The sequence below is a fragment of the Streptomyces sp. 3330 genome (assembly GCF_031456635.1).
Taxonomy (GTDB): domain Bacteria; phylum Actinomycetota; class Actinomycetes; order Streptomycetales; family Streptomycetaceae; genus Streptomyces.
In genome coordinates this window covers 13,888-35,742 of record NZ_JAVDVA010000004.1, presented here as the reverse complement: position 1 = coordinate 35,742, position 21,855 = coordinate 13,888, and the positions used below count along the sequence as shown (strand labels likewise).

Annotated in this window: 23 protein-coding genes; 11 read left to right on the top strand and 12 right to left on the bottom strand. The window is 72.9% G+C overall.

What is annotated here, in order from left to right; genetic code table 11:
* Positions 1–32: 32 nt before the first annotated feature.
* From J2X68_RS08260 to J2X68_RS08235, 6 genes are all read right to left on the bottom strand, one after another.
* On the bottom strand, positions 33–227 hold the full coding sequence (locus tag J2X68_RS08260) for a hypothetical protein (RefSeq protein WP_310431800.1): 195 nt from the start codon (positions 225–227) through the stop codon (positions 33–35).
* Between the two features lie 117 nt (positions 228–344).
* Positions 345–1,205 (bottom strand): phosphatidylinositol-specific phospholipase C/glycerophosphodiester phosphodiesterase family protein, encoded by an 861-nt coding sequence (locus J2X68_RS08255; RefSeq protein WP_310431799.1) that lies wholly within the window; start codon positions 1,203–1,205, stop codon positions 345–347.
* Between the two features lie 171 nt (positions 1,206–1,376).
* A complete protein-coding gene (locus tag J2X68_RS08250) occupies positions 1,377–2,459 on the bottom strand; it encodes an acyl-CoA dehydrogenase family protein (RefSeq protein ID WP_310431798.1) in 1,083 nt (360 codons plus the stop codon).
* On the bottom strand, positions 2,456–3,640 hold the full coding sequence (locus J2X68_RS08245) for an acyl-CoA dehydrogenase family protein (protein ID WP_310431797.1): 1,185 nt from the start codon (positions 3,638–3,640) through the stop codon (positions 2,456–2,458). The genes J2X68_RS08250 and J2X68_RS08245 overlap by 4 nt, the downstream gene beginning before the upstream one ends.
* Positions 3,637–4,614: an NADPH:quinone oxidoreductase family protein gene (locus J2X68_RS08240; protein ID WP_310431796.1), complete on the bottom strand. Its 978-nt coding sequence runs from the start codon at positions 4,612–4,614 to the stop codon at positions 3,637–3,639. The genes J2X68_RS08245 and J2X68_RS08240 overlap by 4 nt, the downstream gene beginning before the upstream one ends.
* Positions 4,615–4,726: 112 nt before the next feature.
* Positions 4,727–5,299, bottom strand: coding sequence for an XRE family transcriptional regulator (locus J2X68_RS08235; protein ID WP_310431795.1), 573 nt, complete (start codon positions 5,297–5,299; stop codon positions 4,727–4,729).
* A 70-nt stretch (positions 5,300–5,369) separates the two neighbouring features.
* On the opposite strand from J2X68_RS08235, the gene J2X68_RS08230 reads away from it, so the two are divergent.
* The 5 genes from J2X68_RS08230 (at position 5,370) to J2X68_RS08210 (ending at position 10,226) form a co-directional block, all read left to right on the top strand.
* The gene (locus J2X68_RS08230; RefSeq protein WP_399039514.1) at positions 5,370–6,410 is read left to right on the top strand and encodes an NAD(P)/FAD-dependent oxidoreductase; all 1,041 of its coding nucleotides are present in this window, start codon (positions 5,370–5,372) and stop codon (positions 6,408–6,410) included.
* A gap of 29 nt (positions 6,411–6,439) precedes the next feature.
* Positions 6,440–7,978: an ATP-dependent DNA ligase gene (locus J2X68_RS08225; protein WP_310431793.1), complete on the top strand. Its 1,539-nt coding sequence runs from the start codon at positions 6,440–6,442 to the stop codon at positions 7,976–7,978.
* Complete coding sequence (locus J2X68_RS08220) at positions 7,975–8,448, top strand: NUDIX domain-containing protein (RefSeq protein WP_310431792.1); 474 nt, start codon at positions 7,975–7,977, stop codon at positions 8,446–8,448. Before J2X68_RS08225 ends, J2X68_RS08220 begins: the two co-directional genes overlap by 4 nt.
* Before the next feature lie 130 nt (positions 8,449–8,578).
* Entirely contained in the window at positions 8,579–9,964 is a 1,386-nt protein-coding gene (locus J2X68_RS08215; RefSeq protein ID WP_310431791.1) for an NADP-dependent succinic semialdehyde dehydrogenase, read from the top strand.
* Between the two features lie 25 nt (positions 9,965–9,989).
* Positions 9,990–10,226, top strand: a complete 237-nt coding sequence (locus J2X68_RS08210; protein WP_028807142.1) for a DUF6213 family protein — start codon at positions 9,990–9,992, stop codon at positions 10,224–10,226.
* A 143-nt stretch (positions 10,227–10,369) separates the two neighbouring features.
* On the opposite strand, the gene J2X68_RS08205 is transcribed toward J2X68_RS08210, so the two are convergent.
* On the bottom strand, positions 10,370–11,596 hold the full coding sequence (locus J2X68_RS08205; RefSeq protein WP_310431790.1) for an acyl-CoA dehydrogenase family protein: 1,227 nt from the start codon (positions 11,594–11,596) through the stop codon (positions 10,370–10,372).
* Between the two features lie 177 nt (positions 11,597–11,773).
* Here J2X68_RS08205 and J2X68_RS08200 point away from each other — a divergent pair, with 177 nt between their 5' ends.
* Positions 11,774–12,415, top strand: a complete 642-nt coding sequence (locus J2X68_RS08200; RefSeq protein ID WP_310431789.1) for a TetR family transcriptional regulator — start codon at positions 11,774–11,776, stop codon at positions 12,413–12,415.
* Between the two features lie 91 nt (positions 12,416–12,506).
* On the opposite strand, the gene def is transcribed toward J2X68_RS08200, so the two are convergent.
* Entirely contained in the window at positions 12,507–13,061 is a 555-nt protein-coding gene (def, locus tag J2X68_RS08195) for a peptide deformylase (RefSeq protein ID WP_310431788.1), read from the bottom strand.
* A 156-nt stretch (positions 13,062–13,217) separates the two neighbouring features.
* On the opposite strand from def, the gene J2X68_RS08190 reads away from it, so the two are divergent.
* The 5 genes from J2X68_RS08190 (at position 13,218) to J2X68_RS08170 (ending at position 17,787) form a co-directional block, all read left to right on the top strand.
* Positions 13,218–14,456 (top strand): MurT ligase domain-containing protein, encoded by a 1,239-nt coding sequence (locus J2X68_RS08190; RefSeq protein ID WP_057601976.1) that lies wholly within the window; start codon positions 13,218–13,220, stop codon positions 14,454–14,456.
* A gap of 17 nt (positions 14,457–14,473) precedes the next feature.
* The gene (locus J2X68_RS08185; protein ID WP_310431787.1) at positions 14,474–15,202 is read left to right on the top strand and encodes a glutamine amidotransferase; all 729 of its coding nucleotides are present in this window, start codon (positions 14,474–14,476) and stop codon (positions 15,200–15,202) included.
* A 250-nt stretch (positions 15,203–15,452) separates the two neighbouring features.
* Positions 15,453–16,478, top strand: a complete 1,026-nt coding sequence (locus J2X68_RS08180) for a 6-phosphofructokinase (RefSeq protein ID WP_310431786.1) — start codon at positions 15,453–15,455, stop codon at positions 16,476–16,478.
* A gap of 117 nt (positions 16,479–16,595) precedes the next feature.
* Positions 16,596–17,546, top strand: coding sequence for a cytochrome c oxidase assembly protein (locus J2X68_RS08175; RefSeq protein WP_310431785.1), 951 nt, complete (start codon positions 16,596–16,598; stop codon positions 17,544–17,546).
* A 58-nt stretch (positions 17,547–17,604) separates the two neighbouring features.
* Complete coding sequence (locus J2X68_RS08170) at positions 17,605–17,787, top strand: hypothetical protein (protein ID WP_310431784.1); 183 nt, start codon at positions 17,605–17,607, stop codon at positions 17,785–17,787.
* Here the strand turns inward: J2X68_RS08170 and J2X68_RS08165 are convergent.
* The 4 genes from J2X68_RS08165 to J2X68_RS08150 are packed head-to-tail and all read right to left on the bottom strand — an operon-like array spanning position 17,756 to position 21,832.
* Positions 17,756–18,979: a histidine kinase gene (locus J2X68_RS08165; protein WP_310431783.1), complete on the bottom strand. Its 1,224-nt coding sequence runs from the start codon at positions 18,977–18,979 to the stop codon at positions 17,756–17,758. The two genes, J2X68_RS08170 and J2X68_RS08165, sit on opposite strands and share 32 nt — an antisense overlap.
* Positions 18,976–20,706 carry a cation acetate symporter gene (locus tag J2X68_RS08160; RefSeq protein WP_310431782.1) on the bottom strand — a complete coding sequence of 577 codons (1,731 nt, stop codon included), beginning with the start codon at positions 20,704–20,706 and terminating at the stop codon, positions 18,976–18,978. The genes J2X68_RS08165 and J2X68_RS08160 overlap by 4 nt, the downstream gene beginning before the upstream one ends.
* The gene (locus tag J2X68_RS08155) at positions 20,703–21,071 is read right to left on the bottom strand and encodes a hypothetical protein (protein WP_399039622.1); all 369 of its coding nucleotides are present in this window, start codon (positions 21,069–21,071) and stop codon (positions 20,703–20,705) included. Before J2X68_RS08155 ends, J2X68_RS08160 begins: the two co-directional genes overlap by 4 nt.
* Positions 21,068–21,832, bottom strand: coding sequence for a LytTR family DNA-binding domain-containing protein (locus tag J2X68_RS08150; protein ID WP_310431780.1), 765 nt, complete (start codon positions 21,830–21,832; stop codon positions 21,068–21,070). Before J2X68_RS08150 ends, J2X68_RS08155 begins: the two co-directional genes overlap by 4 nt.
* Between the last annotated feature and the right edge of the window lie 23 nt (positions 21,833–21,855).

Below are 21,855 nucleotides of genomic sequence, written 5' to 3'. Positions count from 1 at the left end.
TCGCCCGGGTCACCGGCGACCGCGCAGCGGCCTCACGGTCGAAGGCTGCCGACGATGTCGGCCGTCGCCGTGAGGCCGCTGTGGATGGTGGGGGCCACGTCGGTGCCGGCCAGCAGGAACCCGAGCAGCAGGCAGACGAGACCGTGCGAGACCTTCAGTCCGCCGTTGCGCATGAAGATCACCGCCAGGACCAGCAGCAACAGCACCGCGGAAATCGAAATGGCCACCGTCAACCTCCTCCGACACGTCCGTTTTCACGGCATTCGGCCGCAAGTGTGGCCTAACGGAGGGTTCATCCGTGCGGCTGACCTGTCCGCCGAACGAGTGGTGTCAGACGGGTGCCGCTACACCGCGCGGTGGGTGTCCAGGAATGCCTCCAGGCCCGCCAGGTCGTCCGTGTTGAGGTGGTCGACGCCGGCGGCGAGGAGTTCGGCCCACAGCGCGTCACGGGCGGGACCCGCGAGATCGGGCGTGGCCCAGAACCGCACCCGCTGCCCGCGCGCGTGGGCCGCGCCGACGATGTCCCGCAGCTTCCGCCGCTCCGCCTCGGGGAAGGCCCCGACGCCGAGCCAGGTGAAGTGGAGCGTCCAGTTGTCGCTGATCAGCGCGGCGAACGAGGACTCCGAGGCGCCGAGGTCGGCCAGTCGGCCGTCGTAGAAGGCCCGGCGCACGGTCTGGGCCTCCATGGGGATGCGGGCGGCGCGGTCGCCGGAGATGACGGCGGTCACCGGTCCGGGCCGGATGCGGCCGTGCGCGTAGGTGGTGAACAGGCCCGTGTGCCGCTGGAGTTGCCGGTCGAGCGCGAGATACGTCGAGGATCCCTCGGTCTTGATGTCGATGAGCAGCTGCAGGGGCCGCCGGTGACCGCGGTACACGGATCCCTGGTGGGCCTTCACCCGGGCGGCGAGCGGGGCGAGGTAGAGCGACTCCAGGGTGCGGGTGGGATCGAGCCCGTCGGCCGAGTGGGCGACGAGGAGTTCGCCGTCGACGAGGAAGATGTCGGCCTCGACGCTGCCGAACCGGTGGTCGAGGGCGTCGAGGAGCGGACGGGGATGCTCGTAGTCGTTGTGGGCATGGGCCCGCCACAGCGGGCGGGGGCCGTGCTTTTGCCCGTCGGCGAAGGCGTTGCCGGCGGGCGGGGCGAGCACCGCGGCGACGGTGGCGCCGAGGCCGGTGAGAACTCTGCGGCGGGTGGCGAGAGCCATGTCGTTCCTCCCTGCGGGGCGGTCGGGACCACAGGGAGTATGAGGCGGGACGAGTGGCAACGAACCCCCGCACGAGAGGAGTTGGCCGGACCGCCGTCGCTTGTTCACTCCTTCCGGCCAGGGGGCACGAAGAAGCCCGCCCCGGGTGGGGCGGGCTTCACCGGGTGGCGGTCAGGGGGCCCGCAGATCGACGAGTTCGGCCACGGCGGCCCGGTGGGCGCCCGCGCTGCCGTACGCGATCGAGTCGGCCTTGGCCCGCTTGAGGTACAGGTGGACCGGGTGCTCCCACGTCATGCCGATGCCCGCGTGCAGCTGGAGCGCCTCCTCGGCCGCGTGCACCGCGACCCCCGCCGCGTAGGCCTGGGCGACGGCCACCGCGATGTCGGCGTCCGCCCCGCTCGTCAGCGCGTCGGCCGCGCCCCGGGCGGCGGCGCGGAGGTTGACGACCTCCAGCCAGAGCTGGGCCAGCCGGTGCTTGATCGCCTGGAAACCGCCGAGGGGCCGGTTGAACTGCTTGCGCCCCTTCAGATAGCGCACGGTCTCGGTCAACGACCATTCCGCGAGGCCGAGTTGCTCGGAGGCGAGCAGTCCGGCGCCGGCCCGCAGAGCACGGCGGACGGCGGGTCCGGCCTCGCCGAGGCGGCGGCCGGGGGCGTCGGCGAACGTGACCGTCGCGAGCGGGCGGGTGAGGTCGAGGGACACCTGGGGGGTGACGGTCACGGCGGTCGCGTCCACCGCGTACAGACCGCCGTCGTCCGCGGGCACGAGCAGGACGTCGGCCACGGACGCGTCCGCGATGCCGGACAACTCGCCCCGCAGGAGGCCTCCTTCGACGTGCACGGTCCGCACGGCGGCCCCCGGTGCGGTGTGCAGGCCGACCGCGAGCGCGCCGATGGTCCGCCCGGACGCCAGCCGGCCGAGCAGCTCCTCGTCCCCGAGCGCCGACAGCGCCTCGGTGGCGACGACGGCACTGGTCAGGTACGGCACGGGGGCGACGGCGCGGCCCAACTCCTCCAGCACCACGGCGGCTTCGCGCGGGGTGGCGCCCTGGCCGCCGAGCGCCTCGGGCACCAGCAGGCCCGCGAGGCCCATGCCGTCGGAGAGCGCCTTCCAGGCCGCGAGGTCGTGCGGCGCGTCCGACTCCGTGCGCGCGATGACGCCGGGCGCGTCGCAGTGGTCGGCGAGCAGGTCGCGGACGGCGGCGCGCAGCGCCTCTTCCTCCTCGGAGTACAGGAGATCGGGCTGTGCGCTCATCGGGCCAGGTCCTTCCAGGCGACGTCCTTGTCGGTGCGCGGCTCGGACGGCAGGCCCAGGACGCGCTCGGCGACGATGTTCAGCAGGACCTCGCTGGTCCCGCCCTCGATGCTGTTGCCCTTGGAGCGGAGATAGCGGTATCCGGCCTCGCGGCCGGTGAAGTCCACCAGCTCCGGGCGGCGCATGGTCCAGTCGTCGTACAACAGGCCCTCCTCGCCGAGGAGTTCGACCTCCAGTCCACTGATCTCCTGGTTGAGCCGGGCGAACCCGAGCTTCATTCCGGCGCCCTCGGGGCCGGGCTGGCCCGCGACGAGCTGCTGGCGCAGACGTTCGGCGGCGAGGCGGGCCACCTCGGCCTCCACCCACAGCTTCAGCAGGCGCTGGTGCAGGTCGTGGGTGCGCAGTTCGGGGCGCTCGCGCCAAGTGCCGGAGACCGGGCCGATCATGCCGCCCTCGCGGGGCAGCCGCATGCCGCCGATGGCGACGCGCTCGTTGTTCAGCGTGGTCTGCGCGACCCGCCAGCCGTCACCGACCTCGCCGAGGCGGTGCGCGTCGGGGATGCGCACGTCGGTGAGGAACACCTCGTTGAACTCGGCCTCGCCGGTGATCTGGCGCAGCGGGCGGACCTCGACGCCGGGGTCGGTCATGTCGCAGAGGAAGTAGGTGATGCCCGCGTGCTTGGGCAGGTCCGGGTCGGTGCGGGCGATGAGGATGGCCCAGCGGGCGACATGGGCGCTGGACGTCCACACCTTCTGCCCGTTGACGACCCATCCGTCGCCCTCACGGACGGCGCGGGTGCCGAGTGCGGCCAGGTCGGAGCCCGCGCCGGGCTCGCTGAACAGCTGGCACCAGACCTCCTCGCCCACCCACAGGGGCCGCAGGAAGCGCCGCTTCTGCTCCTCGGTGCCGTACTTCAGGATCGTCGGTGCGGCCATGCCGAGGCCGATGCCGATGCGGCGGGGGTCGTTGTCGGGGGCGCCCGCGGCCGCCAGTCCGGTGTCCACGACGGCCTGGAGGGAGCGGGGCGCGCCGAGGCCGCCGAGGCCCTCGGGGTAGTGGACCCAGGCGAGTCCCGCGTCGAAGCGGGCCTTCAGGAAGTCGAGCCTGTCCGTGGTCGCGGGTGGGTGCGCGGCCAGCAGCTCGTCCGTGCGGCGCTGGAGTCCGGCTGCGTCGGTGGTCATGCGGTGGCTCCGTTCTTCCGCGTGGGCACCACGGCGACGCGGCCGGTGGTGACGCCGTCGCCGACCCGCTGCACGGCGGCCGCGGCCTCGTCGAGCGGTACGCGCTCGCTCACCAGCGGCCGGATCGCGCCCCGGGCGGCCAGCTCGGTGAGCTGCTCGTGGCAGTGCTGGACCAGTTTCGGGTTCTTGGTGTTGTAGAGGCCCCAGTGCAGGCCGAGAATCGCGTAGTTCTTGACGAGGGCGTGGTTCAGCGCGGGGCTCGGGATGGTTCCGCTCGCGAAGCCGACGACCACGATCCGGCCCTCGAAGGCGACGACCTTCGTGGACTGGGTGTAGGCCTCGCCGCCGACGGGGTCGTAGACGACGTCGGCTCCCCGGCCGCCGGTGGCCGCCTTCACGGCCCCGATGACGTCCTCGGCCTTCCGGTCGATCACCACGTCGCAGCCCAGCTCGCGGGCCACGGCGGCCTTGTCGGCGCCGCCCACGACGCCGATGACCGTCGCGCCCGCCGCCTTCCCGAGCTGCACGGCCGCGCTGCCGACCCCTCCCGCGGCAGCGTGGACGAGCAGTGTCTCGCCGGCCTCCAGGTGCGCCCTGCGGTGCAGGCCGAACCAGCCCGTCTGGTAGCCGATGTGCAGCGCGGCCGCCTCGGCGTCGTCCAGGGACCCGGGCGCGGGCAGCAGGGCGGCCGCGTCGGCGACGGCGTACTCGGCGAAGCCGCCGTACGGCAGCGCCGGGTTGGCGATCACACGGCGGCCGTCCTCGGTCTCGCCGCAGATCTCCACGCCCGGTGTGAAGGGCAGCGGGGGCCGCACCTGGTAGTGCCCCCGGACCATCAGCACGTCCGGGAAGTTGATGTTCGCGGCACGCACCCTGAGCAGGACCTGACCGTCGCCGGGCGTGGGCCGCTCCACGTCCTCGAGCCGCATCACCTCACTCGGCTCGCCGTTCTCGTGCACCTGCCATGCCTGCATGCGGAGCCTCCACGGGACTGCGTCGTCCGACCGGCGTTCCGACCGGTTCGATTCGCATACTAAGCGGTCGCTTGCCGGGAGGGAACAGACGGCGGACGAAGAGTCGTCTCCGTCACCCCTTCCGGGGCCGGGCCCGCACGTGCATCCGCTCACCCTGCGGTCCGAACAGGCTCAGGAACTCGGCCGGCCCCTCCCCCGTCGAGCCGAACCAGTGCGGCACGCGCGTGTCGAACTCCGCGGCCTCGCCCGCCGTCATCACCACGTCGTGCTCCCCGAGCACCACCCGCAGCCGCCCGGACATCACGTACAGCCATTCGTAGCCCTCGTGGACGCGCGGCTCGGGCTCCTCCTCGCGCCGGGGCACCAGCACCTTGAAGGCCTGGAGACCGCCGGGCTGCCGCGACAGCGGCCAGAAGGTCCGCCCGTGCCGCACGATCGGCTCGGTCCGCACCCGCGGATCCCCCACCGGCGGCGCCCCGACCAGCTCGTCCAGCGGCACCCGGTGGGCCTGCGCGATCGGCAGCAGCAGCTCCAGGCTGGGCTTGCGCAGCCCGGCCTCCAGCCGCGAGAGGGTGCTCACCGAGATGCCGGTCGACTCCGACAGCCCCGCGAGTGTCACCTCCCGCTCCTTCCGCAGCCGGCGCAGCCTCGGCCCGACCTCCGCGAGTACCTCGTCCGTCGTCATGCCTCCATATTGCCGAAGCGGCAAATATGTTTGTCAATCCCGCGCGCCCCCGGCGACCGTGGTCGCGGAGGTGGTCACCGTGACCGAGAAGTCCGCGCAGCAGTACGAGCGGTCCGAGCAGTCCGAGCAGTACGAAGTGATCGTCGTCGGCGGCGGCGCCGCGGGCCTGTCCGCCGCGCTCGTCCTGGGCCGGGCCCGGCGCCGCACCCTGGTGGTCGACGCGGGCGAGCCGCGCAACGCGCCCGCCGCCCACATGCAGGGATATCTGTCGCGGGACGGCATGTCGCCCGCCGCGTTCCTGGACGTCGGGCGCGAGGAGATCGCGCGGTACGGCGTGGAACTGGTCCGCGACCGGGTGGTGGACGTCACCCGGGGTGACGGCTTCGCCGTACGGCTCGCCGGGGAGGGCCGGACCGTGCGGGCCCGGCAGCTGGTCGTCGCGACCGGGCTCACGGACGAGCTGCCACCGGTCCCGGGGGTCGCCGAGCGCTTCGGCCGCGACGTCGTCCACTGCCCGTACTGCCACGGCTGGGAGGTCCGCGGCCAGGCCTTCGGCGTGCTCGCGAGCACCCCCATGAGCGTCCACCAGGCGCTGATGGTGTCCCAGTGGTCCCAGGACGTGACCCTCTTCCTGCACACGGTCGCCGAGGCGGAGCTGACCGACCAGGACCTGCGCAGGCTGGCCGCGGCCGGCGTGCGTGTCGTGCCCGGCGCGGTGGCCGGGCTGGTCGTCGAGGAGGACCGGCTCACCGGGGTCCGGCTCGAGGACGGGCGGGTGCACGACCGTGAGGTGCTCTTCGTGGCCCCCCGGGCGGTGCCGCGCACCGACCTGCTCGCCCGGCTGGGCGCCGAGATGAGCGAGACCCCGTTCGGCACGTACCCGGTGGTGGACGGACGGGGCCTGACGACCGTGCCCGGCCTGTGGGCGGCCGGCAACGCGTCGGGCTTCGCCGAGCAGGTCGTGAACGCGGCCAGCCGTGGCTACCGGGCCGGGGCGGCGATCAACGGGGAACTGCTGATGGCGGACCTCGACCGGGCCGTCGCCGCCGGGGACGTCGTGGCCGAGGCCCCCGGCGCCGCCGCGGCGGGAATGCCGGCCGCGCGGAGGTGACCGGGCCGCCGGCGTTGCACTATGGCTGCATGCTGCTGACCCGGCTCGCCGACGTGTCCCGGGAGGTCGCCGCCACCTCGGCGCGCTCCCGCAAGATCGCCCTGCTCGCCGAACTCTTCCGGGACGCGGAGGCCGACGACGTGCCGATCGTCATCCCCTACCTGGCCGGCCGGCTCCCCCAGGGCCGGCTGGGCGTCGGCTGGAAGGTGCTGAGCCGGCCGGTCGACCCGGCGGACGGCCCGACCCTCACCGTGCGCGAGGTGGACGCCCTGCTCACCGAGCTCGGCCAGGTGTCGGGCCCCGGCTCCCAGGCCGAACGAACGCGTCTGGTGGGCGAGTTGATGGGCGCGGCCACCGCTGACGAACAGCGCTTCCTGCTCGGCCTCATCACCGGTGAGGTCCGGCAGGGCGCGCTGGACGCCGTCGCCGTCGAGGGCCTGGCGCAGGCCACCGGGGCGCCCGCCCCGGACGTACGCCGGGCGGTGATGCTGGCCGGGTCGCTGCGGACGGTCGCGCAGGCGCTGCTCGCGGACGGACCGGCGGCACTGGAGGCGTTCCGGCTCACCGTCGGCCGCCCGGTCCTGCCGATGCTCGCGCACACCGCGTCCGCCGTGGCCGAGGCGGTCGGCAAGCTGGGCGTGTGCGCGGTGGAGGAGAAGCTGGACGGGATCCGCGTCCAGGTGCACCGCGACGGCGACGACGTCCGCCTCTACACCCGCACCCTCGACGACATCACCGACCGGCTGCCCGAAGTGACGGACGCGGCACGGCGGTTGACGGGATCACGGTTCATCCTGGACGGCGAGGTCATCGCCTTCGACGAGACGGGCCGCCCCCGCTCCTTCCAGGAGACGGCCGGCCGGGTGGGTTCCCGGGTGGACGTGACGGCGGCCGCCGCGGCGGTGCCGGTGGCCCCCGTCTTCTTCGACGCGCTGTCCGTGGACGGCCGGGACCTGCTCGACCTGCCCTTCACCGAACGGCACGCGGAGCTGGCCCGGCTGGTGCCCGAGCCGATGCGGGTGCGCCGCGCGGTCGTGTCCGGGCCCGAGGACGTCGAGGCCGCGGAGGAGTTCGCCAGGGAGACCTTGCTGCGCGGTCACGAGGGGGTCGTGGTGAAGGCCCTGGACGCGCCGTACAGCGCGGGGCGGCGCGGCGCCTCCTGGCTGAAGGTCAAGCCCGTGCACACGCTCGACCTGGTGGTGCTGGCCGCCGAGTGGGGCCACGGCCGGCGCACCGGCAAGCTCTCCAACCTGCATCTCGGCGCCCGCACCGCGGACGGCGGCTTCGCCATGCTGGGCAAGACCTTCAAGGGCCTGACCGACGCGTTGCTCACCTGGCAGACGGAGCGCCTGCGGGAACTGGCCGTCGACGAGAGCGGCTACGTGGTGACCGTACGCCCCGAGCTCGTCGTGGAGATCGCCTACGACGGCCTTCAGCGCTCCACCCGCTACCCGGCCGGCGTCACGCTCCGCTTCGCCCGCGTCCTGCGCTACCGCGAGGACAAGCGCCCGGAGGAGGCGGACACGGTGGAGACCCTGCTCGCCGCCCACCCGGAGGTGCGGCCGTGACCCCCGCGACGCCCAGGCGCAGCGCGGGCCTGCTGCTGTTCCGCCACACCGACGAGGGGCCGCAGGTGTTGCTGGGCCATATGGGCGGTCCGTACTTCGCGAGGAAGGACGCCGGGGCGTGGACCGTCCCGAAGGGCGAGTACGAGCCCGGCGAACCGGCCTGGGACGCCGCCCGCCGCGAGTTCCGGGAGGAGCTGGGCCTGCCGCCGCCCGACGGCGAGGCGATCGACCTCGGCGAGGTCCGGCAGACGAACGGCAAGATCGTCACCGCGTGGGCGATCGAGGCGGACCTCGACCCGGCGTCGATCACGCCCGGCACGTTCACCATGCAGTGGCCGCCGGGGTCCGGCCTGACCGAGGAGTTCCCGGAGCTGGACCGGGTGGCCTGGTTCGGACTGGACCGGGCCCGTGCGGTGATCGTCACGGCGCAGGCCGCGTTTCTCGACCGGCTGGCGGAGCACTCGGCCTAGGGACCCGGGGACGCGTCCTGCGGCTCGCCGCGGGGCCGGTCCGGAACCCGCCCCGCGGATGCGCACGCGTTGCGGCCCCGGGTCCGGCGCGGGAAGGTCGAAGCACAGTCAGCTCTTCAGGAGGTCGGTCATGCCCATCGCGACGGTGAACCCGGCGAACGGCGAGACGCTTCGGACGTACGAGGCCATGGGCGAGGAGGAGCTGGAGCGCCGGCTCCAGCTCGCGGAGGCCACCTTCCGTACGTACCGGACGACGACGTACGCCGAACGCGCCCGCCTGCTGAACCGGGCCGCCGACCTCCTCGACGAGGACCAGGCGGAGATCGGCCGGGTGATGACCACCGAGATGGGCAAGCCGGTGAAGCAGGCCCGCGCGGAGGCGGCGAAGTGCGCCAGGGCGATGCGCTGGTACGCCGAGCACGCGGCGGAACTGCTCGCCGACGAGGAGCCGTCCGCCGCCGACGTCAAGGACTCCGGCGCCGCCCGCGCCCTGGTCCGCTACCGGCCGCTGGGCCCGGTGCTCGCGGTGATGCCGTGGAACTTCCCGCTGTGGCAGGTGGTCCGGTTCGCCGCGCCGGCGCTGATGGCGGGCAACGTGGGTCTGCTCAAGCACGCCTCCAACGTCCCGCAGACCGCCCTGTACCTGGAGGACCTGTTCCACCGGGCCGGGTTCACCGAGGGCTGCTTCCAGACGCTGCTCGTCGGCTCGGGCGCGGTCGACGAGATCCTGCGCGACGAGCGCGTGAAGGCGGCGACCCTGACGGGGAGCGAGCCGGCCGGCCGGGCGGTCGCCGCCACCGCCGGGGAGATGATCAAGAAGACGGTGCTGGAGCTCGGCGGCAGCGACCCGTACGTGGTCATGCCGTCGGCGGACATCGACCGGGCGGCGCAGGTGGCGGTGACCGCCCGTGTGCAGAACAACGGGCAGTCGTGCATCGCCGCCAAGCGGTTCATCGTTCACACGGACGTGTACGACGCGTTCACCGAGCGGTTCGTGGCGGGCATGGCGGCGCTGCGGGTGGGCGACCCGCTGGAGGAGGAGACGGACGTCGGCCCGCTGGCGAGCGAGCAGGGGCGGTCGGACCTGGAGGAGCTGGTGGACGACGCGCGACGCTCCGGCGCCGCCGCGCTGTGCGGGGGCGAGCGGCCCGACGGGCCCGGCTGGTACTACCCGCCGACCGTGCTCTCCGGGATCACGCGCGAGATGCGCATCCACCGGGAGGAGGCGTTCGGGCCGGTCGCGACGCTGTACCGGGCGGCCGACCTGGACGAGGCGGTGCTCATCGCCAACGACTCGCCGTTCGGCCTGAGTTCCAACGTATGGACCCGCGACGAGGCCGAGGTGGACCGTTTCGTACGGGATCTGGAGGCCGGTGGCGTGTACGTCAACGGGATGACCGCGTCCCATCCGGGGTTCCCCTTCGGCGGGGTGAAGCGGTCCGGGTACGGCCGTGAGCTGTCCGGGCACGGAATCCGGGAGTTCTGCAACATCACCACGGTTTGGCACGGTGCGTGAGCGCCGCGCGGCTACGATCCGGAATGTGAACCGCGAAGTGACTCTGCCTCTGATCGTCGATGACCGCGGGACCTTGCAGGTGGCCGCGGCCGACGTGAGCAAGCTGCTCCGCACGCTGGGCGGTCGGTGGCTGCATCTCGTCGAGGCCGGGGCGGACGGGCTGGACGAGGACACCGTCGCCGCGTTGACCATCGAACTCGCGAAGCTGGCCGACCGGATCGACGTGGCGTGCATCGCGCACAGCAGCGGGGGTGCGCCGTAGGCGACGGCGTCGCCCCTGCCCCCCAGGACTGTTCCGTTGCAGAGTGGATCACCCCGTGCCGGAGGCCGGGCGGGGAGCCAGGGGACCGAAGCGGCCCCCGGGGGTCCTCCCCCGGGGGCCGGATCACGCCGTCGTCCGGCGGACTAGCGGATCGGCATCCCCGACAGCGTGCGGGCGATCACCAGGCGCTGGATCTCGCTCGTGCCCTCGAAGATCGTGTAGATGGCGGCGTCGCGGTGCATGCGCTCCACCGGGTACTCCCGGGTGTAGCCGTTGCCGCCGAGGATCTGGATCGCCTGCGCGGTGACCTGCTTGGCGGTCTCGCTGGCGTACAGCTTCGACATCGACCCCTCGGCCGCGGTGAACGGCTTCCCGCTGACCGCCATCCAGGACGCGCGCCAGACCAGCAGTCGCGCGGCGTCGATCTGGGTGCGCATGTCCGCGAGCTGGAAGGCGACGCCCTGGTTGTCGATGATCGGGCGGCCGAACTGCTCACGGGTCTTGGCGTAGTCCAGGGCGACCTCGTACGCGGCGCGGGCCGTGCCGACGGCCATGGCGCCGACCGCCGGGCGCGAGGCCTCGAAGGTCGCCATCGCCGCGTTCTTGACGCGCTCGCCGCCCGACTTCGCCCGCTCCCGGGCCCGCGCCAGCCGCTCGTCCAGCTTCTCCTTGCCGCCGAGGAGGCAGGAGCCGGGGACCCGCACGTTGTCGAGGATCACCTCGGCGGTGTGCGAGGCGCGGATGCCGTGCTTCTTGAACTTCTGGCCCTGGGCGAGACCCGGGGTGCCCGGCGGGACGATGAAGGAGGCGTGCCCCTTGGAGCCGAGTTCGGCGTCCACGGCCGCGACGACGACATGCACGTTGGCGATGCCGCCGTTGGTCGCCCAGGTCTTGGTGCCGTTGAGCACCCACTCGTCCTTGGCCTCGTCGTACACGGCACGCGTGCGCAGGGAGGCGACGTCGGAGCCGGCGTCGGGCTCGGAGGAGCAGAAGGCGGCCACCTTCACGTCGCTCGCGTCGCCGTACATCTGGGGGATCCAGGTGCCGATCTGCTCCTCGGTGCCGTTGGCGAGCACGCCGACGGCGGCGAGGCCGGTGCCCACGATCGACAGCGCGATGCCCGCGTCGCCCCAGAAGAGCTCCTCCATGGCCATCGGGATGCCGAGGCCGGTGGGGTCGAAGTACTGCTGCGCGTAGAAGTCGAGGGAGTAGATCCCGACCTTCGCGGCCTCCTGGATGACCGGCCAGGGAGTCTCCTCACGCTCGTCCCATTCGGCGGCCGCGGGGCGGATGACGTCGGCCGCGAAGCCGTGCAGCCAGTCCCGGACCTCCTTCTGTTCGTCGTTGAGCTCCATGGTGAACTCGGCCATGTCCCCTCCAGGGCGGAACGTGCATGTTACTAGCGGTAACGTGAGTCTGTTACCGGTCGGTAGGAAAAGTCAACTCCTGTCGGCGGCCCGGGAGCCTCCCGGCCCGTTCGATGTCAGGCTGCTGCCAGGTGTTAGTTTGCGCAGGCGTCACCGAATCAGCACGGGTGGGGAGAGCTCATGGACACCACGCAGCGGACCGAGCAACAGCGGTCCGCCGACCGCCGAAGGCGCGAGCTGCTGGAGGCCGCCGACCGGGTGGTGCTGCGCGACGGCCCGCAGGCCTCGATGAACGCGATCGCGGCGGAGGCGGGCATCACCAAACCGATCCTCTACCGGCACTTCGGTGACAAGGGCGGACTTTACGCCGCGCTGGCCAGACGGCACACGGACGCGCTGCTGGACTCGCTGCGCGCCGCGCTCGACGCGCCCGCCGAGCGGCGCGAGCGGGTGGAGGCCACGCTGGACACCTACCTCGCGGCGATCGAGGCCCGGCCCCAGGTCTACCGCTTCCTGATGCATCCGTCCGACGGATCGCCGGGCGAGCAGGGGTTCGACGTGGGCAAGCACTCGGCGCCGCTGCTGCGGCGGATGGGTGAGGAGCTGGCCCAGGTCATCGAGGACCGGGTGGACCTCGGACCCGGGAGCCAGCAGCTGGCCCGGGTGTGGGGGCACGGGATCGTCGGGATGATGCACGCGGCCGGGGACTGGTGGCTGGGCGAGCGGCCCTGCACCCGTGCGGAGCTGGTGCGGAGCCTGGCCGATCTGCTGTGGGGCCGTCTCGCGGCGGCCGGCGACAAGCTCGGCGGCCCCGGGTTCTGACGCCCGCCGCCGGACGCGGACCGCGTGGGGGCGCGCACGCCCCCACGGGCCCGGCGGACACCCGCGCCCTGCGCGGGCACGGCCGCGCGCCCTAGGCGGGACCGGCGGCCCGGCTCCAGGAAGCCCGTGCGACCTGGCGCGTCAGCCTCTTCCTGCGCCACCCCGTCACGCGGTCCGCGTACACCGTGCCCTCCAGGTGGTCCGTCTCGTGCTGCAAGCATCTGGCAAAGAATCCGGTGCCGTGCACGGTGATCGGCACGCCCGTCGCCGTGAACCCCTCGACCACCGCGTGGTCGTGGCGCTCCGTGCCCGCCTCCAGCCCCGGCAGGGACAGACAGCCCTCCGGGCCCCGCAGGACGATGCCGTCCGCCTCCACCAGCCGGGGATTGACCACGTGGCCCAGGTGGCGGACGTCCTCGTCGTCGGGACAGTCGTAGACGAAGACCCGCAGCGGCTCGCCCACCTGGTTCGCGGCGAGGCCCACGCCCTGGGCCGCGTACATCGTGGCGAACATGTCCTCGACCAGGCGGGCGAGTTCGGGACCGAAGTCGGTGACCTCCTCGCAGCGGGTGTGCAGGACGGGGTCACCGAGCAGGGAGAGGGGCCGGACGCGCCCGTGGGCGCCCGGGATGGAGCCGTGTCGCATGGCGGCAAGGGTACGGTCCTTTCTGACACGCGCATGCCGCACGGGCGTGAGGTGGTGCCGGGATTCGGGAGTGCGAATGGATCTCGATAGGCTGACCACCCACCACGTTGCCGTACGGCAGAGGCGCGGCGCGTACGCAAGGAGGATCGAGAACTGATGGCAGGCAACTCGGACCCGCTCACGCCGCGGGCCAAGATCGCCGTGACCGCCGGCAAAGCGGTCGCGGCGGCGTCGCGCGCCGCGGGGCGCGGCAGCGGTTCGGTGATCGGCGGCCGGGTGGCGCTGAAACTCGACCCCGACCTCCTCGCCCGGCTCGCCCAGAACCTGGACGTCATCCTCGTCTCGGCGACCAACGGCAAGACCACCACCACACGGCTGATCGCCGAGGCGCTGCGCGCCGCCGGGCCGGTCGTGTCCAACGCGCTCGGCGCCAACATGCCGGCCGGCATCACCTCGGCCCTGGCGGGCGGCTCCGAGGCCCGCTACGGCGTGATCGAGGTCGACGAGAAGTACCTCGCGGGCGTGGCCCGGGACACCGCCCCCAAGTGCATCGCGCTGCTCAACCTCTCCCGCGACCAGCTGGACCGCGCCGCCGAGACCCGCATGCTCGCGGAGAACTGGCGCGAGGGGCTTGCCGGCTCGAAGGCCGTCGTCGTGGCCAACGCCGACGACCCGCTGGTCGTGTGGGCCGCCTCCTCCTCCCCCAACGTGATCTGGGTCGCGGCCGGGCAGATGTGGAAGGACGACGCCTGGTCGTGCCCGTCCTGCGGCGGTGTCATGCAGCGACCCGGCGACGACTGGTTCTGCGGCGAGTGCGGGTTCCGGCGTCCGACGCCGAGCTGGGCGCTGTCCGGGGACCACGTCCTCGACCCGCACGGGTCCGCCTGGCCGATCCACCTCCAGCTGCCGGGCCGTGCCAACAAGGCCAACGCCGCCTCCTCGGCCGCCGTGGCCGCCGTCTTCGGGGTGCCGCCGCAGGTGGCGCTGGAGCGGATGTACCAGGTGCAGGCCGTCGCCGGACGCTACGACGTCGTCCAGTTCCAGGGGCGTGACCTGCGGCTGCTGCTCGCGAAGAACCCGGCGGGCTGGCTCGAGACGTTCAGCCTGATCGATCCGCCGCCCACCCCGGTGATCCTCTCGGTGAACGCGCGCGGCGCCGACGGCACCGACACCTCCTGGCTGTGGGACGTCGACTACACGCGCCTGACCGGCCACCCGATCTTCGTCGTGGGTGACCGGAAGCTGGACCTCGCGGTGCGTCTGGAGGTCGCCAACCAGCACTTCCAGGTGTGCGAGAACCTCGACCAGGCCGTGCAGCAGGCGCCGCCGGGCCGGATCGAGGTCATCGCGAACTACACCGCGTTCCAGGACCTGCGCCGCCGCGTCGGCAACTGACCACTAAGGACGTTTCCATGAGCGACAACCAACTGCGGCTGGTGTGGATCTACCCGGACCTGCTGAGCACCTACGGCGACCAGGGCAACGCCCTCGTCGTCGAGCGCCGCGCCCGGCAGCGCGGCCTCGACGTGGCGCGTCTCGACGTCCGCAGCGACCAGCCGATCCCGACCTCCGGCGACATCTACCTCATCGGGGGCGGCGAGGACCGGCCGCAGCGGCTCGCGGCGGAGCGGCTGCGCCGGGACGGGCACCTGTACCAGGCGGTGCAGAACGGCGCGATCGTCTTCGCGGTGTGCGCCGGGTACCAGATCCTGGGCCACGAGTTCGTCAACGACCTCGGCCAGCGTGAGCCCGGTCTCGGTCTGCTGGACGTGACGACGACGCGCGGCGAGGGCGAGCGGTGTGTCGGCGACGTCCTCGGCGACATCGACCCGCGGCTCGGTCTGCCCCCGCTGACCGGCTTCGAGAACCACCAGGGCATCACCCACCTCGGCAAGACCGCCCGTCCGCTCGCCCGTGTCTCGCTCGGCAAGGGCAACGGCACCGGCGACGGCACCGAGGGCGCGTACAACGACACCGTGTTCGGCACGTACATGCACGGCCCGGTCCTCGCCCGCAACCCGCTGATCGCGGACCTGCTGCTGAAGCTGGCGCTCGACGTGAACGCGCTGCCGCCGATCGACGACCACTGGTACGAGGCGCTCCGCAACGAGCGCATCTCCGCCGCGCAGCAGCCCGCGTAGCCGCCGCCCCGCGCGGCCTGAACGGGCCGCGCGGACGCCGTCGCGCGGGCCGCCCGTGCGACCGTGTGTTCACCTGATGGTCGGGGCTCCGTCAGCAGCCCGTCTGACGGTGCATCCGCACAGGTGAGCAGGCACGTCCAGCAGGCGGACGCATGCTTCGGCCCCGCCCCCTCCTGCCGCTAGGGTGGCGGGGATTCGAGCCGGACAGTGTGGTCCGGACCGGCCCACGTGGAGAAGGTTGTTTCGGGCTATGCGCATTGGTGTCCTCACGTCCGGCGGCGACTGCCCCGGCCTGAACGCCGTCATCCGGTCCGTCGTGCACCGTGCCGTCGCCGACCACGGCGACGAGGTCATCGGCTTCCGGGACGGCTGGAAGGGCCTCCTGGAGTGCGACTACCTCAAGCTCGACCTCGACGCTGTGGGCGGCATCCTCGCCCGCGGCGGCACGATCCTCGGCTCCTCCCGGGTCCAGCCCTCGCACCTGCGGGACGGCGTGGAGCGGGCCCGGGGCCATGTCGCGGAGCTCGGCCTCGACGCGATCATCCCGATCGGGGGTGAGGGCACGCTCAAGGCGGCGAAGCTGATGTACGACAGCGGGCTGCCCATCGTGGGCGTGCCGAAGACCATCGACAACGACATCGCCGTCACCGACGTCACCTTCGGTTTCGACACGGCGGTCGGTGTCGCCACGGAGGCGCTGGACCGGCTCAAGACCACCGCCGAGTCCCACCAGCGGGTGCTCGTCGTCGAGGTCATGGGACGCCACACCGGCTGGATAGCTCTTCAGTCCGGGATGGCGGCCGGCGCCCACGCCATCGTCGTGCCGGAACGGCCCTTCGACATCGAGGAGCTGGCCCGCCGGGTCGGCGAGCGGTTCGAGGCGGGCAAGCGGTTCGCGATCGTCGTCGCGGCGGAGGGCGCGAAGCCGAGGGCCGGCAGCATGGCCTTCGACGAGGGCGCGAAGGACATCTACGGGCACGAGCGGTTCGCCGGCATCGCCCGGCAGCTCTCCATCGAGCTGGAGGCCCGGCTCGGCAAGGAGGCGCGGCCGGTCATCCTGGGGCACGTCCAGCGGGGCGGCACGCCGACCGCGTACGACCGGGTGCTCGCCACCCGGTTCGGCTGGCACGCGGTGGAGGCGGTGCACCGGGGCGAGTTCGGGAAGATGACGGCCCTGCGCGGGACGGACATCGTGATGGCGCCGCTGGCGGAGGCGGTCGCGACGCTCAAGACCGTTCCCGAGGACCGGTATGCGGAGGCGGAGACGGTGCTCTAGCCGTCCGGCGGGCGCGGATCCCGCGGGTCGCCCCCGGTGACAGAGGTCGCCGGGGGCTTCTCTACTCTTGTGGGCGGCAGGAAACGTACAACCCCCCACGAATCAGGAGCCGGCGGCATGGGACACAGCGGGCACGGCATGACCATGGATCTGCCGCCGTTCACGCTGGGGCGGGGTCTTCAGTGGTCGGCGGACCCGTTCTTCCTCATCGGCTGTCTGGTGGCGCTGGGGCTCTACGGCTGGGGCGTCCTGCGGCTGCGCCGACGCGGGGACGCGTGGCCGGCGGGGCGGACCGTGTCGTTCGTCGTCGGTGTGCTGACCATCGGGCTCGTGATGTGCACCGGGCTGAACGACTACGGCATGGTCATGTTCAGCGTGCACATGGTGCAGCACATGGTGATCAGCATGCTGTCGCCGATCCTGCTGCTGCTGGGGGCGCCGATGACGCTGGCGCTGCGCGCGCTGCCGGCCGCCGGGCGGGGCCGCAAGGGGCCGCGGGAACTGCTGCTGATGCTGCTGCACAGCCGCTACATGCGGATCATCACCCATCCCGCGTTCACCATCCCGCTGTTCATCGCGAGCCTGTACGCGCTGTACTTCACTCCGCTGTTCGACTTCCTGATGGGCTCCAGGGCCGGGCACCTCGCGATGATGGTGCACTTCCTCGCCGTCGGCGTGGTGTTCTTCTGGCCGATCATCGGCGTGGACCCCGGTCCGAACCGGCCCGGCTATCTGATGCGGATGCTGGAGCTGTTCGCGGGCATGCCGTTCCACGCGTTCTTCGGCATCGCGCTGATGATGGCCTCGCAGCCGATGGTCGCGACGTTCGAGAACCCGCCCGCCTCGCTCGGCATCGACGCGCTCTCCGACCAGAACGCGGCCGGCGGGATCGCCTGGGCGTTCAGCGAGATCCCGTCCGTGCTGGTGCTGATCGCGCTCCTCTTCCAGTGGTACGGCTCCGAGCAGCGGCAGGCCAGGCGCAAGGACCGGGCCGCGGACCGCGACGGCGACCAGGAGCTGGAGGCGTACAACGCCTATCTTGCGTCGCTCGACACACGCGCGCGCTGAACCCGGGGCACCATGGAGGGGACGCCCTGCGGAGGGCGGCCCCGAGGAAGGTGTCGCGATGGCAGGTACCACGGACAGTTCCACGAAGACCATGGGGGTGCTCACCGTCGGCGGACTCGTCGCGGTGACCGCCTACACGGTGGCGCTCGGCAGCAACGGCTGGCTGTGGTTCGGCTGGGTGGTGCTGGGACTGATCACGCTCGCGATGATCATGACGCGGACCGGCCCTGGCCACCGGTGAGGCGGGCCGCCGAGTGCACGCCCGGCTGGTACTTCGGCAGCCGGGCGGTGATCTTCATCCCCGCCCCCGGGGCCGTCTCGATGACCAGCCCGTAGTCGTCGCCGTACACCTGGCGGAGCCGGTCGTCCACATTGGACAGCCCGATGCCTCCCGAGGGGCTCACCTCACCGGCCAGGATGCGGCGCAGCGCGACCGGGTCCATGCCGGCGCCGTCGTCCTCGATGACGACCAGGGCCTCGGCGCCGGCGTCCTGCGCGGTGATCTGGATGTGGCACCGGTCGGCCTTGCCCTCCAGGCCGTGCTTGACGGCGTTCTCGACGAGCGGCTGGAGGCAGAGGAAGGGCAGGGCCACCGGGAGGACCTCGGGGGCGATCTGGAGGGTGACGGCCAGCCGGTCGCCGAACCGGGCCCGGACCAGCGCCAGGTAGTGGTCGATGGCGTGCAGCTCGTCGGCGAGGGTGGTGAAGTCGCCGTGCCTGCGGAACGAGTAGCGGGTGAAGTCGGCGAACTCCAGGAGCAGCTCGCGGGCGCGTTCGGGGTCGGTGCGGACGAACGACGCGATCACCGCGAGCGAGTTGAAGACGAAGTGCGGGGAGATCTGGGCGCGCAGGGCCTTGATCTCCGCCTCGATCAGTTTCGTACGGGACTGGTCGAGGTCCGCCAGCTCCAGCTGGACGCTCACCCAGCGGGCCACCTCGCCGGCCGCCCGGACCAGGACGGCGGACTCGCGGGGCGCGCAGGCCACGAGGACGCCGTGCACCCGGTCGTCGACGGTGAGCGGGGCGAGGACGGCCCAGCGGACGGGGCAGTCGGCGTGCTCGCAGGTGAGCCGGAAGGCCTCGCCGCGCCCGCTCTCCAGGGGACCGGCCAGCCGTTCCATGATCTCGGTGCGGTGATGTGACCCCACGCCGTCCCAGACCAGCACCCGCGTCTCGTCGGTCAGGCCCAGCGCGTCCGTGCCGAGCAGGGTGCGCAGTCTGCGGGCCGATCGGCGGGCCGTCTCCTCCGTGAGACCCGCCCTGAGCGGGGGCGCCGCGAGCGAGGCGGTGTGCAGGGTCTCGAAGGTGGCGTGCTCGACGGGGGTGCCCAGGCCGCCGAGGCTCTCCGGGCGGGCGGTGCGGCGGCCCAGCCAGAAGCCCGCGGCGAGGAAGGGCAGGATCGCGATGCAGACGCCCGCCAGGAAGCCGCTCACGCCTTCGCCTCCACCGCGCGCAGCTCCTCGGTGCGCAGTTCCTCGGGCAGGTGGAAGCGGGCCAGGATCGCCGCCGTGCCGGCCGGCACCCGCCCCGGGGTGGCCAGCGACACCAGGATCATGGTGAGGAAGCCGAGCGGCACGGACCACAGCGCGGGCCAGGCGAGCAGCGCGTGCAGGCCGCCCGTGCCGGGGAAGCCCGCCATGGTCGCGGCGACGGCGGCGAACGCCGAACCGCCGCCCACCAGCATCCCGGCGGCCGCGCCGGGCGGGGTCAGCCGTCGCCACCAGATGCCGAGGACGAGGAGCGGGCAGAAGGAGGACGCCGACACCGCGAAGGCCAGCCCGACCGCGTCGGCCACCGGCAGCCCGCCCACCAGCAGACTCGCGGCGAGGGGCACCACCATGGCGAGCCCGGTGCCCAGCCGGAAGTGCCGCACGCCCCGGGTCGGCAGGACGTCCTGGGTGAGCACGCCCGCGACGGCCATCGTCAGCCCGGACGCCGTCGACAGGAACGCCGCGAAGGCTCCCCCGGCGACCAGCGCGCCGAGCAGGTCGCCGCCGAGGCCGCCGATCACCCGGTCGGGCAGCAGCAGCACGGCCGCGTCGGCGTCCCCGCCGAGGGCCAGCTCGGGGGCGTAGAGGCGGCCCAGGGCGCCGTAGACGGGCGGCAGCAGGTAGAAGGCGCCGACGAGGGCGAGCACGGCGACCGTGGTGCGGCGGGCGGCGACGCCGTGCGGGCTGGTGTAGAAGCGGACGACGACGTGCGGCAGGCCCATGGTGCCGAGGAAGGTCGCGAGGATCAGGCCGTAGGTGGCGTACAGGGGGCGTTCCTCACGGCCCGCGGCGAGGGAGGTGGACATGCCGCCGTTGCTGCCGCGCTCGGCGACCGGGACGGCGGCGCCCTCGGCGAAGGTGAGGCGGGTGCCCCGCTCGATGCGGTGGGTGCCGGCGGGGAGCCGGAGCACGGCGTCCCGGTGCGGGCGGCCGTCGACCGTACCGTCCACCGTCACCGTCAGGGGGCGGTCCAGTCGGAGGTCGAGGGTGTCGCCGACCCGGACGACCCGCTGGTCGCGGAAGGTGGCGGGCTCGCCGAAGGCGTCGCGGGGCGCGCCGTCGCCCCGCCAGGCGAGCACCAGGAAGAGGGCCGGGACGAGGAGCGCGGTGAGTTTGAGCCAGTACTGGAACGCCTGCACGAAGGTGATGCTGCGCATGCCGCCCGCGGCGACGGTCGCGGTGACGACGACCGCGACGATCAGCCCGCCGAGCGAGTCCGGGGCGCCCGTCAGGACGGTCAACGTCAGCCCCGCGCCCTGGAGTTGGGGCAACAGGTAGAGCCAGCCGACGCCGACCACGAAGGCGCCCGCGAGCCGCCGGGAGGACTGCGAGCCGAGGCGGGCCTCGGCGAAGTCGGGGAGCGTGTAGGCGCCGGAGCGGCGCAGCGGGGCCGCGACGAACAGGAGCAGCACCAGATAGCCGGCGGTATAGCCCACCGGGTACCAGAGCATGTCCGGCCCCTGGACCAGGACCAGGCCCGCGATGCCGAGGAAGGAGGCGGCGGAGAGGTACTCGCCGCTGATGGCGGCCGCGTTGAGACGCGGGCCGACGGTGCGGGAGGCGACGTAGAAGTCGGAGGTGGTGCGGGAGATGCGCAGGCCGAAGGCGCCGACGAGGACGGTCGCGACGACGACGAGCGCGACGGCGGGGACGGCGAAGGCCGAGTTCATCGGTCCTCGACCAGGCGGACGAAGTCCCGCTCGTTGCGTTCGGCGCGGCGCACGTACCACCGGGCCAGCAGCACGAGCGGGGCGTAGAGGCAGAAGCCGAGGACGGCCCATTCGAGGCGGTGGGCGTCGGGCATCGCCGCGAAGAGCAGCGGCAGCGGGCCCACGAGCAGTGTGAGGACGGCGAACACCGCGAGGGCGGCGCGCAGTTGGGAGCGCATCAGGGAGCGGACGTAGGTGTGACCGAGGGTGGTCTGCTCGTCGATCTCGGTGCGCGGCCGGTAGTAGCCGGAGGCGCGCAGGGTGCGGCGGGCGGGGCCGGTGACGACGACGCGCCGCTCGGCGGGGTCCTGGTGCGGCACGGTCAGGGCCTCCTCATCAGCAGGTCCCGCAGCTCGCGGGCGTGACGGCGGCTGACCTGGAGTTCCTCGCCGCCGACCAGGACGCTCACCGTGCCGGCGTCCAGGCGGAGCTCGCCTATGTGGCGCAGGGCGACGAGATGGCGGCGGTGGATGCGGACGAAGCCGCGGGCGCGCCAGCGCTCCTCCAGGGTGGACAGCGGGATCCGGACCAGGTGGCTGCCGCGCTCGGTGTGCAGCCGGGCGTAGTCGCCCCGGGCCTCGACGTGGGTGATGTCGTCGACGGCCACGAAGCGGGTCACTCCGCCGAGCTCGACGGGTATGTGGTCCGGGTCGGGCTCGTGCACGGGGATGTGCGGAGCGGGGCCGCGCCGTTCGGCGGCCCGGAGCTCGACGGCGCGGCGGACCGCCTCGGCGAGGCGTTCCTTGCGGACGGGTTTGAGGACGTAGTCGACGGCCTTGAGGTCGAAGGCCTGGACGGCGAAGTCCTCGTGGGCGGTGACGAACACGACCAGGGGCGGCCGCGCGAAGCCGGTGAGCAGGCGGGCGAGGTCGAGACCGTCGAGGCCGGGCATCTGGATGTCCAGGAAGACGACGTCGATGGCCTCGGGGCCGTCGGGTCCTGACTCCAGGGCGCGGTTGATGCGCCGCAGCGCCTCGGTCGCGTCGCCCGCGCCCTCCGCGGTGCCGATCCGGGGGTCCGCGGTGAGCAGGTACAGCAGCTCCTCCAGCGAGGGGCGTTCGTCGTCGACGGCGAGGGCGCGCAGCATGAAGGTGGAGTGTAGGGGCGATC